Annotated in this window: 15 protein-coding genes, 1 pseudogene and 1 riboswitch; of the genes and pseudogenes, 13 read left to right on the top strand and 3 right to left on the bottom strand. The window is 71.0% G+C overall.

Annotation, left to right across the window (positions count from 1 at the left end):
* Positions 1-26 precede the first annotated feature (26 nt).
* Positions 27-923 carry an alpha/beta hydrolase gene (locus PV646_RS02520; protein WP_500339818.1) on the bottom strand — a complete coding sequence of 299 codons (897 nt, stop codon included), beginning with the start codon at positions 921-923 and terminating at the stop codon, positions 27-29.
* A gap of 184 nt (positions 924-1,107) precedes the next feature.
* Here PV646_RS02520 and PV646_RS02515 point away from each other — a divergent pair, with 184 nt between their 5' ends.
* The 3 genes and pseudogenes from PV646_RS02515 to PV646_RS02505 form a co-directional block, all read left to right on the top strand.
* On the top strand, positions 1,108-2,016 hold the full coding sequence (locus PV646_RS02515; protein WP_500339817.1) for a M48 family metallopeptidase: 909 nt from the start codon (positions 1,108-1,110) through the stop codon (positions 2,014-2,016).
* 15 nt (positions 2,017-2,031) lie between these two features.
* Positions 2,032-2,808, top strand: a complete 777-nt coding sequence (locus PV646_RS02510; RefSeq protein ID WP_500339816.1) for a S1 family peptidase — start codon at positions 2,032-2,034, stop codon at positions 2,806-2,808.
* A 14-nt stretch (positions 2,809-2,822) separates the two neighbouring features.
* A pseudogene (locus tag PV646_RS02505) lies at positions 2,823-3,533 on the top strand (S1 family peptidase); the annotation flags it as partial.
* Positions 3,534-3,547: 14 nt separating this feature from the next.
* Here PV646_RS02505 and PV646_RS02500 read toward each other — a convergent pair.
* A complete protein-coding gene (locus PV646_RS02500; RefSeq protein ID WP_500339815.1) occupies positions 3,548-4,156 on the bottom strand; it encodes a LysE family translocator in 609 nt (202 codons plus the stop codon).
* Between the two features lie 148 nt (positions 4,157-4,304).
* Here PV646_RS02500 and PV646_RS02495 point away from each other — a divergent pair, with 148 nt between their 5' ends.
* A complete protein-coding gene (locus tag PV646_RS02495; RefSeq protein ID WP_500339814.1) occupies positions 4,305-5,039 on the top strand; it encodes a serine protease in 735 nt (244 codons plus the stop codon).
* A 13-nt stretch (positions 5,040-5,052) separates the two neighbouring features.
* Positions 5,053-5,511 (top strand): GNAT family N-acetyltransferase, encoded by a 459-nt coding sequence (locus PV646_RS02490; protein WP_500339813.1) that lies wholly within the window; start codon positions 5,053-5,055, stop codon positions 5,509-5,511.
* Here PV646_RS02490 and PV646_RS02485 read toward each other — a convergent pair.
* Positions 5,465-6,664, bottom strand: a complete 1,200-nt coding sequence (locus PV646_RS02485) for an 8-amino-7-oxononanoate synthase (protein WP_500339812.1) — start codon at positions 6,662-6,664, stop codon at positions 5,465-5,467. The genes PV646_RS02490 and PV646_RS02485 overlap by 47 nt on opposite strands.
* A gap of 37 nt (positions 6,665-6,701) precedes the next feature.
* On the opposite strand from PV646_RS02485, the gene PV646_RS02480 reads away from it, so the two are divergent.
* The 8 genes from PV646_RS02480 to PV646_RS02445 all read left to right on the top strand — a co-directional run bounded on the left by PV646_RS02480 (position 6,702) and on the right by PV646_RS02445 (position 16,097).
* Positions 6,702-7,763: a cytochrome P450 family protein gene (locus tag PV646_RS02480; RefSeq protein WP_500339811.1), complete on the top strand. Its 1,062-nt coding sequence runs from the start codon at positions 6,702-6,704 to the stop codon at positions 7,761-7,763.
* A gap of 19 nt (positions 7,764-7,782) precedes the next feature.
* On the top strand, positions 7,783-8,745 hold the full coding sequence (locus PV646_RS02475) for a threonine aldolase family protein (RefSeq protein ID WP_500339810.1): 963 nt from the start codon (positions 7,783-7,785) through the stop codon (positions 8,743-8,745).
* Between the two features lie 21 nt (positions 8,746-8,766).
* Positions 8,767-8,897: riboswitch (cobalamin riboswitch) on the top strand.
* A 38-nt stretch (positions 8,898-8,935) separates the two neighbouring features.
* Positions 8,936-10,840 (top strand): putative cobaltochelatase, encoded by a 1,905-nt coding sequence (locus tag PV646_RS02470; protein WP_500339809.1) that lies wholly within the window; start codon positions 8,936-8,938, stop codon positions 10,838-10,840.
* A gap of 10 nt (positions 10,841-10,850) precedes the next feature.
* Positions 10,851-11,465, top strand: coding sequence for a cob(I)yrinic acid a,c-diamide adenosyltransferase (gene cobO, locus PV646_RS02465; RefSeq protein ID WP_500339808.1), 615 nt, complete (start codon positions 10,851-10,853; stop codon positions 11,463-11,465).
* Positions 11,466-11,556: 91 nt separating this feature from the next.
* Positions 11,557-12,936 (top strand): cobyrinic acid a,c-diamide synthase CobB, encoded by a 1,380-nt coding sequence (locus tag PV646_RS02460; RefSeq protein WP_500339807.1) that lies wholly within the window; start codon positions 11,557-11,559, stop codon positions 12,934-12,936.
* A gap of 34 nt (positions 12,937-12,970) precedes the next feature.
* Positions 12,971-14,023, top strand: coding sequence for a cobalt-precorrin-4/precorrin-4 C(11)-methyltransferase (locus tag PV646_RS02455; RefSeq protein ID WP_500339806.1), 1,053 nt, complete (start codon positions 12,971-12,973; stop codon positions 14,021-14,023).
* Entirely contained in the window at positions 14,023-14,844 is an 822-nt protein-coding gene (locus PV646_RS02450) for a hypothetical protein (protein WP_500339805.1), read from the top strand. The genes PV646_RS02455 and PV646_RS02450 overlap by 1 nt, the downstream gene beginning before the upstream one ends.
* Positions 14,841-16,097, top strand: a complete 1,257-nt coding sequence (locus PV646_RS02445; protein ID WP_500339804.1) for a cobalamin biosynthesis protein — start codon at positions 14,841-14,843, stop codon at positions 16,095-16,097. Before PV646_RS02450 ends, PV646_RS02445 begins: the two co-directional genes overlap by 4 nt.
* Positions 16,098-16,154: the final 57 nt, after the last annotated feature.

The raw sequence follows: 16,154 nt of genomic DNA, 5'->3' as shown, positions 1-16,154 counted from the left end.
GTCTCGAACCTCGACCTACAACGAGGTCAAGCCGTTTTCAGGAACTCGTCGACCTCGGCGAGGGCCGCCGCACGCACTGGCGCAGGCGACAGGAACAGGTCGTGCATGCCGCCCTTGATCTCCACGACCTTGACCGACGTGCCGAGCTTCGGGCCCCACTTGCGCATGCCCTCGACGTCGAGCACGGCGTCCGCCTTCGAGACGGCCTCGCTCCACTCGCGAGCGTTCAGCTCGCTCCTGTCGGAGTGCAGCACCAGCACCGGCACCGGCACGTCGAGTCCCTTGTGGACCTTCTCCTGCGCGACGAGCACCGCCCGGATCCACCCGGCGAGCACCGGGAAGCCGGCGAGCGGCTTCCACTTGAGGTCGAAGTCCCACTCGCCGTTGCGCGAGTTGTGGATCGCCGCTCCGTACGCCTCACCGAGGTTCGCGCGGATCTTCACCTTCGGCGCGAGACCGCCGATCAGCTTCACGACCTGCCGCATCAACGGTGGTTCGACGACGTCGAGCCACGGGCTGTTGAGCACCAAAGCGTCGATCAGGTCGTTGGCACGCCGCTCGTGTGCCCACAGCGACGTCGTGAGGCCACCGGTCGAGTGACCCATGAGGACCACACGCGAGTGTTCTTCACGAACGACGGCGATCGCGGCGTCGATCTCCTCGAAGTACACCGTCATGTCGGTCGTGTAGTTCGGCAGCTCGCCATCCCGCAGCGACCGGCCGTATCCGCGCAGGTCGACGGCGTAGAAGTCGTAGCCCTGGGCGGTGTAGTGCTCGGCCACGTGCTCCTGGAAGAAGTAGTCCGCGAATCCGTGCACGTAGAGGATCGCGCCGCGGTCGTTGGCGACCGCGCGGCGGCGGACCAGGGTCGCTGAGGCCCCGCCGCGCAAGGGCAGAACCGTGGTGTCTTCGTCGCTGCTCACCGCGCAAGTTTGCAACGGTCTGACGCCGATTCCGTGCAGCCTTGTCCGGATCGTGTCTAACCTGGATGACGTGACGGGGGATATTGAGCAGTCATCGAGGGTGCGGTTCCCGGGGATCAGCCCACGCGCCTATGAGCATCCTGCCGACCGAGGCGCCCTCGCGGTGCTGAGGGCGGTGCCCGCCGTGGCACCGATCCTCAAGGCGGTCGCCGGAGCCTTCACCGAACGGGGTGAGCGCCTGCTTCAGGTGGCGTCGTCCGTCCGGGTGGGTCCCAAGCAGTACCCGCAGCTCGACCGCATCCGCAACGAGGTGGCGGCGGCGTTCGACCTCGCCGAGGTGCCCGAGCTCTTCGTCGAGCGCAACGCACAGGCGTACGGCTACACCTACGGCATCGACAAGCCGTTCATCGTGATCAGCACCGGTTCGGTCGACCTGCTCGACAACGAGTCGCTGCGCTTCCTGATCGGTCACGAGATGGGCCACGCGATGTCGGGCCACGCGCTCTACAACACGCTGCTGCGCAGGCTGGTCGACCTCACGACGTCGTTCGCCTGGGTGCCGGCCGGTGCGATCGCCATGCGCGCGGTCATCGCGGCGTTGCGCGAGTGGCAGCGCAAGACCGAGCTCTCCTGTGACCGGGCGGGCCTGCTGGCCTGCCAGGACCCGCAGGCCGCGCTGCGCACGCACCTCGCGCTCGCGGGCGACCTCGGCGGGCAGGTCGACATCGCGTCGTTCCTCGCCCAGGCCAAGGAGTACGAGGAGGTCGAGGACATCCGCGACAGCATCCTCAAGCTCCTGCACACCGAGACCCGCACGCACCCGCTCGTCGTGGTGCGCGCCGCCGAACTGCAGCGCTGGTCGGCGAGCGAGGAGTACCGCGAGATCCTGACGGGCACGTACGCGCGCCGGGAGGACGACAAACCGACGTCGAACCTCACCGACGACATCAAGGGTGCCGCCCGCTCGTACAAGGAGTCCATGAGCAACTCCGCCGACCCGCTGATCAAGACGATCAACGACATCGGCGAGACGGTCATGGGCGCGGCGGGACGGATGTGGAGCAAGGTTGCTCCGAACGGTCCAGCGGAGTAGCTACCATCTGGAGTCATGAGACGACTCCTGGTGCTGGTCCTCACCGCATTGCTCGCCTCAACGGGCACCGCTGCCGCCGACGTGCAGGTCGTCGGCGGCGAGCGGGCGTCCATCGAGGCCAACCCGTGGGCCGTCTACCTCCTCGACGACCGCGGCACCCAGTTCTGCGGCGGTACGATCGTCGCGCCCGCGAAGGTGCTCACCGCCGCCCACTGCGCTCTCGGCCGCTCGCCCAGGGACGTGCAGGTCGTCGCCGGTCGTGAGGACAAGCTCGACCGCGAGGCCGGGGTGGTCGCCGCGGTCACCGGCATCTGGATCCACAAGCAGTACACCTCGGCCGACGAGGGCGAGGACGTGGCGGTGCTGACCCTCAGGAAGGCGCTGCCGTACTCGCCGCTGCCGCTCGCCGAACCGTCCGATCGGGCGTTGTACGAGCCCGGCACGGAGCTGCGCGCGCTCGGCTGGGGGCGGACCTCCGAGAACGGCAAGACGTCCCGCTTCCTCCTGCAGGCCACCGTGCCGGTGCTGCCGGACGCGTTCTGCGTCGACACCTACCCGCAGTTCGTCAGGGCGGACATGTTCTGCGCGGGTTTCGAGGGCGGCAAGGTCGACACCTGCCAGGGCGACTCGGGCGGCCCGATCGTGGCGGACGGCAAGCTCGTCGGCGTCACGTCCTGGGGCGAGGGCTGCGCGCGCAGGAACAAGCCGGGCGTGTACGTCCGGATCTCCCGCTACGCCAAGGAACTTCACTCGGTCGTGGATGCTTCGTCGCCTGCGGTTGTCGACCCGTAGGCCTCTGCGTACTGATGGGAACCATGCGACTGCTGGCGGCGGTTCTGGCTCTGCTCGTGAGCACGGTGACCCCGGCTCACGCCGAACCCAGGATCGTCGGCGGCGTCGTGGTGGACGACGCGGACGAGGCGCCGTGGATGGTCGCCCTGACGACACCCCAGGGTGACCAGTTCTGCGGCGGAGCGCTCCTCGGGCCGCGGGAGGTGGCCACGGCGGCGCACTGCGTCCACGGCCGCATGCCCGGTTCGATCAGCGCCGTCGGCGGCCGGCTCGACCTGCGCACCGATGGCGGATCCACCTCTCTGGTGGCGGCCTTCCGCCTGGTCGACGGCTACACGACGCCGTCCAGCGGCAAGGACATCGCCGTGCTGACGCTCACCGAGCCGATGCCGTACCGGCCGTTGCCGATCGCCGCGCCCACCGCGTACATGGGCGGCAGCGTCGGTGTCGTGTACGGCTGGGGGTGGCAGACCGAGCACGACACGAACAAGAGTCCGTTGCTGCACAAGGCGTACATCCCGATCGTGCCGGACGGGCAGTGCGCCGCGACGTACCCGCAGTTCGACGCCGGGGCCATGTTCTGCGCGGGCTATCCCGGCGGTGAGATCGACGCGTGCACCGACGACTCCGGCGGTCCGTTCGTCGTCGACGGACGGTTGGCGGGCATCGTGTCGTGGGGCACGGGCTGCGCACGTCCGAACATGCCGGGCGTCTACACGCGGGTCGCGACGTACCTCGGTCAGAGCACCAGGCCGACGGACATCGTCAGGAAGACGGCCGCGCACACCGCGTCCAGCGCCGTCGTCACGCCCGGCCGCTTGAGCTTCCCGGCCACGCGGGACGCCGCCAGCACGATCATCAGCTCCCAGACCGCCGCGAGTCCGAGGAACACGGCCGCGAGCATCGTGAGCTGAGGTGCCGGTTCACCCGATCCGATGAACTGCGGCAGGAACGCCAGCGAGAACAGGATCATCTTCGGGTTCGTGATGTTGGTCAGGAAGCCCTGCCGGAACGGCCGCGCGCTCATGACCTCCTCCGGCTCGCCGCCGGAGCGCCTGATGAGCCCGCGCGTGATGGAAATCGCCAGGTAGAGCAGGTAGCCGGCACCGATCCAACGCAACGCCGTGAGTGCCATCGGGTACTGCGCGAGCACCACCCCGAGGCCCGAGATGACCAGGGCGACCTGGACCGCCGCGGCCGTGTGGATGCCGCCCAGCGCGAGGAGTCCGGCGCGGGTGCCGGACCGCAGTGACGTGCGCAGGAGCAGGAACGCGTCCACGCCGGGGGTCACGATGACGACCGCGCACGCGATGAGGAAGGCCGGAACCTGGCCGAAGTCGAACAACACCGTACATACCCCCGTGATCTAAGTCTCAGACCGCAAAATCTCCGGTCTGACGGGACACTAACACGAGAATCTCCGGTTTTGACGCCGTCCTAGCGCGATCGCTACCGTTGGTGACCGATCGTCCACCTGGCGCAACGAGGAGTGGTCCGTGAGGGGTAAGCGTTTTGCCGTGCTGGTGGCGGTGATCGCCCTGGTCAGCGGCGGGACGTCCGCCGATGCGATCGTTGGGGGGACACCCGCGCGGGTGGCGGACACCCCGTGGGTTGTGGCGATCACCACCACGGACGGTCAGCTGATCTGCGGCGGCGCGCTCGTCGCGCCGGACAAGGTCATGACGGCCGCGCACTGCGTGACGATCAAGGGCGTGCTCGGCAAGAACCAGCGTCCCGCCGAGCAGTTGCGCGTGGTCGCCGGCCGCACCGACCTGCGGCAGAAGGGCGAGGGCGTCGAGGCGGCCGTCGCGGGCGTGTGGCGCCACCCCGACTACGTCGAGGTCACCAAGGGCGACGACGTGGCGGTCCTGACGCTGGACCGGCAGGTGCCGTACCGGACGATCGCGCTCGGCGAGGTCGGTGACGACGGTGTCGTGCTCGGCTGGGGCCGTACCGCCGAGAACACCCCGCCCGCCCTGTCGCTGCGCAAGGTGACGGTGCCGATCCTGACCGACTCCGAGTGCCTGCTGAAGGAACCGGACTACCGGCCGGGCGCGATGCTGTGCGCCGGACGCGGTGGCCGGGACGCCTGCACAGGCGACTCGGGCGGTCCGCTCGTGGTGCGCGGCAGGCTCGCGGGCGTCGTGTCGTTCGGCCGCGGCTGTGCTCGGCCGGATGAACCCGGTGTCTACACCCGGCTCGCGAACTACCGGCAGACGCTGGGCTTCTGATATCCACGACCAGGTGCGAACCACACAGTTTCCCGCCACCCTCCGCCGGCAGTGGGGGCTCGACCTGAGCCCCGCCCAGCTCTACGCGATCCTGCGACTGCGCCAGGAAGTCTTCGTCGTCGAGCAGAACTGCGTCTACGCGGACGCGGACGGCCGAGATCTCGAGCAGGGCACACGGCACTTCTGGCTGGAGGCCGAGGGATCGCACGATCCGCTCGCGTACCTGCGGTTGCTCGAGGAACCGGACGGCACGTTCCGCGTCGGCCGCGTCGCCACCGCGCGCATGGCCCGCGGCCGTGGCTACAGCCGTCGCCTGATGCAGGCCGCGCTCGTGGACATCGGCACCACGCCGTCAGTGCTCGACGCGCAGACGTACGTCGCCGACTTCTACGCGTCGTTCGGGTTCGTCGCCGAGGGGGACGAGTTCATGGACGACGGGATCCCACACCTGCGGATGCGGCGCTCTCGCTGATCACGCGCACCGCGCGCTCGATGTCGGCCTCGGTCAGATCGGCGCGCGCGGTGAGCCGCAGCCTGCTGATCTGGTCCGGCACCGACGGCGGCCGGAAGCAGCCGACGACCACACCGCTCGTGCGGCAGGTCTCGGCCCACTGGAACGCCTGCTCCGGGCTGGGCGCGCGCACGCTCACGACCGCGGCGGTCGGGGTGCTGACCTGGAAACCGGCCTCCTTCAGGCGGTTGCTCAGGTCGTGCGCCACCGTCAGCGCGCGCTCGGGACGGTCCGGCTCCTCGCGCAGGATCTTGATCGCCGCCAGGGCCGCCGCCGCGCTGCTCGGCGCGAGGCCGGTGTCGAAGATGAACGGACGCGCGGTGTCGATCAGGTGCCTGATCACCCGGCTCGGGCCGAGCACGGCACCGCCCTGCGCGCCCAGCGACTTGCTCAGCGTCAGCGTGGTGATCACGTCCGGCGCCTTGATGATGCCCGCCTCGGCGACCGCGCCCCGGCCACCGGGTCCGACGACGCCGAGTCCGTGCGCGTCGTCCACGACCAGCGCTGCGCCGGTCGCGCGGCAGGCCTCGTGCAGTTCGTTGAGCGGGGCGATGTCGCCGTCGACGCTGAACACCGAGTCCGTGACGACGATCGCGCGCCGCTTGCCGCGGGTCTCGAGCGCGTGGCGGACCTTGCCGACGTCGCAGTGGTCCGCGACGACGACGTCCGCCTTCGACAGGCGCGTGCCGTCGATCAGGGACGCGTGGATGTGCTGGTCGGCGACGATCGCCGTGCCGGGGCCGGACAGCGCCGTGACCGCGGCGAGGTTCGCCATGTACCCGCTGCTGAACACCAGTGCCGACTGCGAGCCGCAGAAGTTCGCGAGCTCGAACTCCAGCTCCGCGTGCAGCTCCGTCGAGCCCGTGACCAGGCGTGATCCCGTGGATCCCGCGCCCCACTTCAGCGTGGCGGCGGCCGCGGCACCCGCGACCCGCTTGTCCTTGGCGAGCCCGAGGTAGTCGTTGCTCGCGAGGTCGAGGTCCGTCGAGGCCGCCGTGCGCGGCCGCAGCCGCCGGGTCAGACCGGCCTTGGCGCGCGCTTCAGAACGGACGTCGATCCAGTCGAGCGTCGGCTCACCGTCACTGGAAATCGCCTCAGTTGTGCTCACGGTCACCGGCCGAGTCTCCCATCCGCCCGCTAGCGTGCCGCTCGTGGACCTGTTCACCTTCACGCGCGCCGAACTCACCTCGCCGGTGCAGTTCATCGGCGGACGCTGGGTGGTGTCCGACTACGACGACGTGCGTGCCGTGCTGGCCGATCCGGTCACGTACCTGCCCGACAACGCGCTGACCGCCGTGACACCGGTGGCGCCGGCGGCGTTGCGGTCGCTGGTCCGCGCCCGCTTCTCGCTGCCGCCGACGCTCGCGAACAACGGGTCCTCGTCGCACGCCGACCTGCGGCGACTCGTGGCGTCGTTCTTCACGCCGGCGCGTGTCGCCGCAGCGGAGCCTCGCATCCGGTCGCTGGTTTTGGAACGGCTGGGTGGCGCGGATCTCGTGCGGGACCTGGCCTGGGACCTGCCGGCGATCGTGCTGACGGAGTTGCTCGAACTCCAGAACGTCGACATCCCCACGTTGAAGCGGTGGAGCACCGGTTCGCTGGAGTTCTTCTGGGGCGACATCACCCGCGAACGGCAGCTGGAACTGGTCGACGACGTCGGCGACTTCCACCAGTGGCTGATCAAGCGCTACCACGCGCGGGACGGTGAGCTGTTCTGCGCGCTGGCCGATGCCGGAGTGTCCGCCGAGGACTCCGCCGGGCTCTGCTACTTCCTGCTGATCGCGGGCCAGGAGACGACGACCCAGCTCCTGTCCACGGCGCTGCGCCGCGCGTTGCAGGACCGTTCGCTGTGGGCGCGACTACCTGAGCCGGGCGTGGCCGAGTCGTTCGTCGAGGACGTGCTGCGGACCGAGACGCCCGTCGTCACGTGGCGGCGGCTGACCGCGCGTGACGTGGTGTTGTCCGGTGTGCGCGTGCCTGCCGGTGCGGAGCTCGTGTTGTTGTTGAGCGGTAAGGAAACCGATTCCCGGCATCTCGCGTTCGGGTACGGGCGCCACTTCTGCCTCGGCGCCGGGCTGGCCCGGTTGGAAGCCGCTGTGACGTTGCGGACGGTGGCCGAGCACGAACCGTCGCTGCACCTCGTCGGCCCGAAGCCGGAGTGGCTGAACCTGCTGTCGTTCCGCGCGCCGAAGTCGGTGGCCGTGAGCCGCTGACCTGAGGTTTGATGCTGGGGTGTTGAACCGTCAGCTTTCCGGAGTCCGCAAGAAGACGCTGCTGGAGACGCTCGGCCCGGTGCCGGACGTCGACCCCGACCGCTACGGCGACGGCGGCCCGGTGGGGGCGCTGGAGACGCGGGTGGCGGAGTTGCTGGGCACCGAGGCCGCGCTGTTCGTGCCGACCGGGACCATGGCGCAGCAGATCGCGCTGAAGTGCTGGGCCGACCGCACGCACAACCCGATCGTCGCGATGCACCCGCAGGCGCACCCGCTGCACCACGAGGACGACGCGCTGACCGTGCTGTCCGGTCTGCGGCCGATCAAGGTGCGCGACGCCGACATCGGCTCGTGCCCCGAACCGTTCGGCACGCTGCTGCTGGAGGTGCCGGACCGCGAGGCCGGGTTCGTGCTCCCGACCTGGGACGAGCTGACCTCGATGGTCGATCTCGCCCGCGAACGGGACGCGGTCGTGCACCTCGACGGCGCGCGGCTGTGGGAGAGCACGCACGGCCTGGGCAAGCCGCTGGCCGAGATCGCCGGCCTGTTCGACTCGGTCTACGTGTCGTTCTACAAGTCGCTGGAGGGCATCTCCGGAGCGGCGCTCGCGGGCAGCCAGGACTTCGTCGACCAGGCACGTGTCTGGCGGCACCGGTACGGCGGCATGCTGTTCCAGCAGTGGCCCGCGGCGCTGTCCGCGCTGCACGGCCTGGACACCGTGCTGCCGAGGCTCGGCGCGTACGTCGAGCACGCCAAGGTCGTGGCCGCCGCCATGGACCTGCCCGAACCGCACACCCACCAGTTCGCGCTGCACCTGCCCGGTGATCCCGCACACCTCAAGGAGGTGAGCGGGAAGTTCCTCGGCGGGTTCTGGCGCGCCGGGACGCTCGCGAAGACCGAGGTCACGATCGCGGAGCCCGCGCTGGAGTGGACGGCGGACGAGGTCCGGGCGGCCTGGGAGGAGTTCCTCAGCCTGATCTAGGACGACGTGGCTGTTGGACCCGGCCGTGCGAAGTGCGACGATGCCGGGGCTGTGAGGGGAGTGCGAGGAAGCCGGTGTGACTCCGGCGCCGTCCCGCGACTGTGACCGACCGCGTGTCGGGAGTCAGGAACTCGTCCCCCTCTTCACCTCACCACGGGCGTGGACACCCGAGGAAAGGACATCGCCGAGCATGTTCCCCTTTTCGGCTGTCGTCGGACACGACGACCTCCGGCTGGCCCTGCTGCTGAACGCCGTGCACCCCGGCATCGGCGGCGTTCTCGTCCGCGGCGAGAAGGGGACCGCGAAGTCGACCATCGTGCGTGCCCTCGCCGCGCTGCTGCCGGAACTCGACGTCTCGGCCGGGTGCCGGTTCGGCTGCGTGCCCGGCACCACCGACTGCCCCGACGCGCCGCACGAGGGCGTCGACCGGCGACCGGCCCGGCTCGTGGAGCTGCCCGTCGGCGCCACCGAGGACCGGCTGGTCGGGTCGCTCGACCTGGAGAAGGCGCTGACCGAGGGCGTGCGGGCGTTCCAGCCCGGTCTGCTGGCCGCGGCTCACCGGGGCGTGCTGTACGTCGACGAGGTCAACCTGCTGCACGACCACCTCGTCGACCTTCTGCTCGACGCCGCCGCCATGGGCCGCGCGCACGTCGAGCGCGAGGGCGTCTCGATCTCGCACCCGTCCCAGTTCCTGCTGGTCGGCACCATGAACCCGGAGGAGGGCGAGCTGCGGCCGCAGCTGCTCGACCGGTTCGGGCTGACCGTGGCGGTGAAGGCCGCGCGGGACGTCGGTGTGCGCACCGAGGTCATCCGGCGCCGGCTCGCCTACGAGGCCGACCCCGTGACGTTCGCGGCGAAGTGGGCCGGTGCGGACGCCGAGCTCAAGCAGCAGATCACCGAGGCACGTTCGAAGCTGCCGGGAGTGTCCCTTCCGGACGGTGAGCTGCGCCGGATCGCCGCCGTCTGCGCGGCTTTCGAGGTCGACGGCATGCGCGCGGACCTCGTCGTCGCCCGTGCCGCCACCGCCCACGCGGCGTGGCGAGGCGCTTCGGAGGTCGAGGAGACCGACGTCGAGACCGCGGTCAGGCTCGCTCTGCCGCACCGGCGCCGCCGCGACCCGTTCGACGAGCCCGGCATCGAGGAGCAGCAGCTCGAGGACGCGATGAAGCAGGCGGCCGAGCACGCTTCCGACCCCGACGAAGGCCCGGACGACGACGGCCCCGGCGGTGGTGAGCTGCCCGAACCGCAGGACGGCCCGAAGGGCAACGGGAACGCGCCCCAGGACCGTCCGGCACCGGAGCCCTCGCCCGCGTTCAAGGCGCGGTTGCTGGAGGTCCCCGGAGTCGGCGAGGGCGCGCCCGGCAAGCGTTCGCGGGCCCGTGCCCGCACCGGCCGGATCGTCCGTTCGTCCAAAGTGGACGGCAACGGGCTGCACCTGGTCGACACCCTGACGAACGCCGCGCCACACCAGGCGGCGCGGGGCCGCAGCGGTCCCGGACTGCTGCTCACCGCCGCCGACCTGCGCAAGGCCGTCCGGGAGGGCAAGGAGTCGAACCTCGTCCTGTTCGTCGTCGACGCCTCCGGCTCGATGGCGGCGCAGAAGCGGATGTCGGCGGTCAGCGGCGCGGTGATCTCGTTGCTGCGCGACGCCTACCAGCGCCGGGACAAGGTCGGCGTGGTGACGTTCCGCGGCCAGACCGCGGAGGTGGCCCTGCCCCCGACCACGTCCGTCGACGCGGCGGCCACGCGCCTGAAGAAGATGCGCACCGGCGGCCGCACCCCGCTCGCGGACGGCCTGCTCAAGGCCCACCGCGTCCTCGAGATCGAACGGATGCGCGACCCGCGGAAGCGGCCCTTGGTGGTGCTGCTGACGGACGGCCGCGCGACGTCGTCCGGCCTCGGCGGCGACCCGACCAAGGACGCGCTGAAGGCCGCGGGCCTCTTGGAGCAGACCGCTGTCGTGGTCGTGGACTGCGAACAGGGCCACGTCCGCCTCGGCCTCGCCCAGAAGATCGCCGAAGCGCTGCAGGGCACGTGCGTCCGGCTCGATCAGTTGTCCGCCGACCACCTCGCCGGCGTCGTCCGGGCCGCGTAAGGAGATCGTTGTGCCTCAAGGACAACCCACCGAGGTGCCGAAGGACGGCCTGACGACCCGCCAGCGCCGCAACCGGCCGTTGCTGATGCTGCACACCGGTGAGATGAAGGGGAAGTCGACGTCGGCGTTCGGCATGGCGCTGCGCGGCTGGAACCAGGGCTGGGACATCGGCGTGTTCCAGTTCGTGAAGTCCGCCAAGTGGAAGGTCGGCGAGGAGTCGGCCTTCAAGGCGCTCGGCCGGCTGCACGACGAGACCGGCGAGGGCGGCGCCGTCGAGTGGCACAAGATGGGCGAGGGCTGGTCCTGGACCCGCAAGCAGGGCACCGAGGACGACCACGCCTCGGCCGCGCAGGAGGGCTGGGCGGAGATCGCACGCCGCATCCGGTCCGAACGCCACGGCTTCTACGTGCTCGACGAGTTCACGTACCCGCTGCACTGGGGCTGGATCGACGTCGACGAGGTGGTGGACACGCTCGCGAACCGGCCCGGCCACCAGCACGTCGTGATCACCGGGCGGTACGCGCCGCAGAAGTTGATCGACGCCGCCGACCTCGTGGTGGAGATGACCAAGGTCAAGCACCCGATGGACGCCGGTCAGAAGGGCCAGCGGGGGATCGAGTGGTGAAGCGGCTGATGGCCACCGGCCCGGGTCTGAGGACCGGAGTGGTGTACGGGTCGGCGGACGCGGTCACCAGCCCGGGTCTGCGGGGCCCGGGATGGTGAACAGGCTGGTCGTCGCCGCCCCCGCCTCGGGCAGCGGCAAGACCACCGTCGCGACGGGCCTGATGGCCGCGTTGCGCCGCGCCGGGTCGCGGGTCGCGCCGTTCAAGGTCGGCCCCGACTACATCGACCCCGGCTACCACTCGCTCGCCACGAACCGCCCCGGCCGCAACCTCGACCCGGTCATGGTCGGCGAGCACCGCGTCCCGGGGCTCTTCGCGCACGGCTCCAAGGGCTGTGACATCGCCGTCGTCGAGGGCGTGATGGGGCTGTTCGACGGCCGCATCGACACCGCCGGCATCGGCTCGACCGCGCACGTCGCCAAGCTGATCAACGCGCCCGTGCTGTTCGTCGTGGACGCACGCGGGCAGAGCCGGTCGCTCGCCGCGCTGCTGCACGGGTTCCGCGGCTACGACCCCACGGTCCGGCTCGGTGGTGTGATCCTCAACCAGGTCGGGTCCGAACGGCACGAGCAGGTGCTGCGGTCGGCGTGCGACGAGGTCGGTCTCGACGTGCTCGGCGTGCTGCCGCGCGACCCGCAGTTCTCCTTGCCCTCACGGCACTTGGGGCTCGTGACGGCCGCGGAGCACGGGTCGGAGGCCGTGGCCGCGGTGGACGCGATCGCCGCCGCCGTGGCCAAGCACGTCGACCTCGACGCGGTCCGCAGGCTGGCCCGGTCGGTGCCCGCGATGGCCGTCGCCGCGTGGGAACCGCAGGTCGAACGCATCGAGGACGAACCGGTGATCGCGGTCGCCGGCGGAGCGGCTTTCACGTTCGGCTACGCCGAGCACGTCGAGGTGCTGAAAGCGGCGGGCGCGGCGGTGGCCGTCCTCGATCCGCTGAACGACGAGGACCTTCCGGAGGGCACCGCGGGGCTCGTCCTCCCGGGCGGATTTCCCGAGCAGCACGCGGAAGCGCTGTCGGGCAACACGAAGTTGCGCGAAGCAGTGGTTCGGTTCGCTCGTTCGGGTGCGCCGGTCCACGCCGAGTGCGGAGGGTTGCTGTACCTCGCGCGGTCGCTCGACGGGCACCCGATGTGCGGCGTGCTCGACGCCGAGGGGTTCATGACCCCGAAGCTGACCCTGGGCTACCGGGACGCGGTGGCGTCCGCGAGTTCCCCGCTGCACCCGCCCGGCAGCCGTGTGACCGGCCACGAGTTCCACCGGACCCAGCTGTCCACACCGCACTCGACCCCGCCCGCGTGGCACTGGCGCGGCGTCGACTCACGGCCTGTCGCCGAAGGGTTCGTGGTGGGCGGCGTGCACGCCTCGTACCTCCACACGCACCCGGCCGGTGATCCGGAGGCGGTAGCCCGATTCGTGCGGGCCTGCCACCCGTTCGTGGCCGGAGTGGCAGACGGTACGGTCTTCGCCTAAGTCTCTCTCCCCCGAAACCCCCTGTGGAGCTGTCGTGACGACGACCGGTCGGGTCACCTTCGTCGGCGCCGGTCCCGGTGCCGCCGACCTCATCACTCTCCGAGGCGCGCGCCGCATCGCCGAAGCCGACGTCGTCATCTGGGCGCCCACAGCGGTGGACGTCGAGTGCGTGCGCGAACACGCCCGTGCCGACGCCGAACTGGTCGACTTCTCGCGCGTCACGCCGGAGGAGATCACGGACCTGTACCGCCGCGCCGCCGCGTCGCGCCAGGTCGTGGTGCGCCTGCACTCCGGTGACGCCGCGACGGGTGGTGGCGTCCAGGAGCAGCACGACCTTTGCGTGCGCCTCGGCCTCGAGGTCGAGGTCGTGCCCGGCGTGTCCGTCGTCGCCGCCGCGGCCGCCAAGATCGGCCGCGAGCTCACGCAGACCGAGGCGTCGTCCACGGTGCTGATCTCGCCGGAGAGCAGCGAGCTGGTCCAGGAGTTCGCCGCGCTGCAGACCACGATGGCCGCCACGGTCTCGGGCGCGCGCACCGGCCAGTTCGTGGAGAAGCTGCTGCAGGGCGGGTACTCCGAGGCCACGCCGGTCGTCGTCGCGTACAAGGTGAGCCAGGCCGACGAACTGGTCGTGCACACCACGGTCGGTGAGCTGGAGTCGGTCGTGAAGAAGCACAAGCTGTACCGCCCGACGCTGTTCCTCGTCGGTGCGGCCGTGAAGGCGCCCACGCGCCGGGTGTCGACCTCGGCGACGACGTCGGTCGACGAGCCGTTGCGCGCCGCCCGCCCGACGAAGTGGTCGCGCCGTGCCGCCTCGCGCATCGCGACGCGCGTGGACGAGCCGATCCCGGCGCGCCCGGACGAGCCCATCCCCGCGCCGTCCGTCCCCACCGCTCCCGTGGCCGAGCCGAACCCGGCGTGGACGGCGGTGGAGGAAATACAGCAGTCGGTGCGCAAGCCCGCCGAGGAGCCCGCTCCGAAGCCGAAGCTGACGGTGGTGGCGGCGGAGATGCCGAAGCCTCCGACGGTCAACGCCTCGACCTCCGCTCGCAAGAAGCCGGTCCGCAAGCCCAAGCGGTCCGCTAACTGATGTCCCTCGAGAAGCTGCTGGTGGCAGCGGGTCGTCCGGTCGAGGTCGTCGACGCCGCGGACGGCCTGCGCCCCGCGCTGAACGTGTGCCGCGCCCACTCCGCCGTGATCGTCAGGCTGGCCGAGGGCATCGGCCCCGCCGAGATCGGCGCGGGCCTCGCGGGCTGGCGCCGCACGCTGACGGTGCAGGACTCCGGCGAGCTGGTCGCGGTCGACCCGCGGGACGCGGTGACACGCCGCTGGACCGCGCCGGACGCCGTGTTGTGCCTGGCGGACAACGAGTTCCTCCGTTCCAGCGACGGCTGGGCCCTCCCGGACGACGCCTTCGCGAGCCGCACCCACGTGCTCGGCGCCGAGGTGCGCGCGTTCGTGCTGGCCCGCCTCGCCCCGCGCCCCGGCGTGCTGGTGTGGGACGTGCTCGCGGGTTCCGGCGCGGTCGGCGTGGAGTGCGCCCGGCTGGGTGCCGCGGTGATCGCGGTCGAGCCGGATCCCGTGCAGTGCGTGCGGATCATCGCGAACGCGTCCGCGCACGGTGTCGACGTCCGCGTCGAGGAGTCCGAGCTGGACGCGCCCTCGTTGCCGCGTCCGGACGCGGTGTTCGTCGGCCGGGGTGAGATCGGCGCGGTCAGGGCGAGTGCGGCGGCGTCGGCCCGTCGTGTCGTCGTCGCGACGGAACGGGTCGACGAGATCGTGCCCGCCCGGGACGCGCTGGTGGCCGCGGGGTACGAGGTGGAGGGCGTGCACTGGACCGCCTCGCGCCTGCTGGACTCGGGATTCGCCCCGGCCGTCCCGGTGACCCTGTTGTGGGGAAACAAGAAGTGATCGGAGTCTTCGCCGGCCCCGCCCAGCGCGGTGACGCCGCCGACCTCGCCGGCCTGCTCGGTGCCGACGCCGTCGTCCCCGACGGCCAGGTCCTGCCCGCCGTCCGCAACCTCTGGCCCCGTCTCGGCGCCGTCGTGCTCTTCCTGGACGCGGGGTCCGCGGTCCGGCTGGTCGCGCCCCTGTTGCGGGACAGGCGATCCGACCCCGCCGTGGTGTGCGTGGACGAGCACTTCGTCGTCGCGCTGGCCGGTGACGCGGACGTGTTCACCCACCACGTCGCGGACCTGCTCAACCGCACGGCCGTCGTGACGAGCGGGCCGATGGTCGACTCGATGCTGGACGAGCTGGTCGAGCAGCTCGACGCCACGGCGGACGGTGACGTCGCGACCTGCACCGCCGCCATCGAGGCCGGCGAGAAGGTCGTGCTGCGCAACCCGCTGAACTTCCCGCTGCCCGCGTTGCCGCCCAACGTGGTGGCGGGCGGCGAGGACGCGACGTGGGTGATCGTCATCGACGACCGGGCCGCGGCGGCGAAGGAGCACGTGCTGCGGATCGTGCCGCGCACGCTCGTCGTCGGAGTGGGCTCGACGCGCGGTGCGTCGGCCACGAGCGTCGGTGCCGCACTGTCCGAGTTGGACACTCAGGGTGGTCTGGATCTGCGGGCCATCAAGGCGTTCGCGACGGCGGACGCCAAGGCGGACGAACCCGGCATCGTGGACGCCGTGGAGGACTGGGGTTTCTGGCACGGCGACACGGCCGAGCTGCTGACGTTCCCGACCGAGGAGCTCGCCGAGATCGGGGTGCCGAACCCGAGTTCGGTGGTGCGCAACTCGATGGGTACCGCGAGCGTCGCGGAGGCGGCGGCGTTGCGGGGCGCGCGGAGCATCGGGCACGGCGGGCCGATCGAGCTGGCGGCCGAGAAGTTCAAGCGGGACAACGTGACCGTGGCCGCGGCGCGGGTGTTGCCGCGCGGCCGGCTCGCTCTCGTCGGGCTCGGTCCGGGTGCGGCCGAGCAGCGCACGCCCCGTGCGGAGGCGGAGATCCGGCGCGCGGCGTTCGTGGTCGGCACGCCCGAGGCGATCACCGTGGTGAGCCCGCTTCTGCGTTCCGGCACCGAAGTTCGCCACGAGGGCGCGTGCGATTTGGCCGCTCGGGGTGCGGCCGTCGCGTTCGTCGCTTTCGGAACCGGACCAACGCTGGACAATCCGGTCGAAGCCGACGTAATTGTTGTTCCCGGAGTCTGGGAACACTGACGTTTTTCCTTCTTTCGTAGGGTCTCCGCTGAAGTTTTCTTGATTAGCGTCGCCACG

Source organism: Streptomyces sp. ID05-26A, assembly GCF_033794685.1.
Taxonomy (GTDB): domain Bacteria; phylum Actinomycetota; class Actinomycetes; order Mycobacteriales; family Pseudonocardiaceae; genus Lentzea.
This window is presented reverse-complemented; position numbering and strand designations above follow the sequence as displayed.

Coding starts and splice junctions, on each gene's coding strand:
- PV646_RS02460 (WP_500339807.1), top strand. CDS start 11,557: ATGGTGAACAGGCTGGTCGTCGCCGCCCCCGCCTCGGGCAGCGGCAAG.
- PV646_RS02470 (WP_500339809.1), top strand. CDS start 8,936: ATGTTCCCCTTTTCGGCTGTCGTCGGACACGACGACCTCCGGCTGGCC.
- PV646_RS02450 (WP_500339805.1), top strand. CDS start 14,023: ATGTCCCTCGAGAAGCTGCTGGTGGCAGCGGGTCGTCCGGTCGAGGTC.
- PV646_RS02510 (WP_500339816.1), top strand. CDS start 2,032: ATGAGACGACTCCTGGTGCTGGTCCTCACCGCATTGCTCGCCTCAACG.